The 632-nt window shown below is 33.4% G+C and carries 1 protein-coding gene; it reads right to left on the reverse strand.

The window, feature by feature from the left end; genetic code table 11:
• Nucleotides 1-56: 56 nt before the first annotated feature.
• The coding region (locus CBG25_RS14125; RefSeq protein ID WP_290607396.1) for a S24 family peptidase at nucleotides 57-632 on the reverse strand (576 nt) is incomplete at its 5' end.

Raw genomic sequence — 632 nt, forward strand, 5'->3', positions numbered from 1 at the left:
TTTGCGTAAGTCCTATTAAAAGAATTTTAGATTTGTGGTTTTATTAAAAAAACGGATTAAACAAGATCAAGTTCAATACGAATTCCAACACCGATAATACAGTTTAAACTATCTATTTGAATGGGCTTGTAATTAGGGTTTATAGAAACAAGATAAATGTTTGGACCATCTATCATTAATTTTTTTATTATAATAGCATCATAATTAGGTAAATGAGCGGCTACTATGAGACCACTGCTAACTTTATATTTCGGATCAATAACTAAGAATGCGCCTTCAGGAAGGGAAATACCTGAACCATTCGTCACCATAGAATCCCCTTTAATTTGAACAGCAAAACAGGACTTATTGGTATTAGATGACGTTTCTATCCAATGATTATTATTCATAATACTATCACTCCATGTTACTGTCTGCTCTAGTGATAGTAACGGGATTTTTTTTATTTTATCAGCATAGGGCATTACGTCATCATCTAATTCACCTTCTAATAACCATTTTTCATTTACTTTAAGTACGTTGGCTAAAGCAGCTACATAATCTGCTGACGGTTTATTCCCGCCATTAATCCATTGACTGACTGCGCCTTTCGCGGCTTGAGTAGCTTTAACAATGTCTTTATGTTTTAGCTT

Source organism: Arsenophonus sp. ENCA (assembly GCF_002287155.1).
Taxonomy (GTDB): domain Bacteria; phylum Pseudomonadota; class Gammaproteobacteria; order Enterobacterales; family Enterobacteriaceae; genus Arsenophonus; species Arsenophonus nilaparvatae.